1 protein-coding gene is annotated in these 267 nt (G+C 44.9%); it reads left to right on the top strand.

All coding sequences use genetic code 11. The features are described from left to right. A partial coding sequence (locus P9254_RS28870; protein WP_278103922.1) for a hypothetical protein occupies positions 1-267 on the top strand: 267 nt, incomplete at both ends.

The raw sequence follows: 267 nt of genomic DNA, 5'->3' as shown, positions 1-267 counted from the left end.
GCCCTCAACAAAGCACACGCACAAAACGAATCAGAAGTATTCCAAGACCAGGACAAAGAAAAAATCTTCAACCACTTCATGGACCCAAGAAAAGTCCCCCAAGCCGAAGAAGAACTCGACGAATCCGGAAAACCCATCAAAGGAATCGAATACTACCTACCCAAAAGCCAATACCTACAACCAGAACACCGCAAAGCCGTAGTAGAAGACATCTACAAGCAATGGATCGCCCACAGTAAAAACTCAAAATTTCACGCACTGCTAGCA

The organism is Mesorhizobium sp. WSM4983 (assembly GCF_029625765.1).
Classification (GTDB): Bacteria; Pseudomonadota; Alphaproteobacteria; order Rhizobiales; family Rhizobiaceae; genus Mesorhizobium.
Note: the sequence above shows the minus strand (reverse complement) of the source record. Positions and strands in the feature narration are given on the sequence as shown.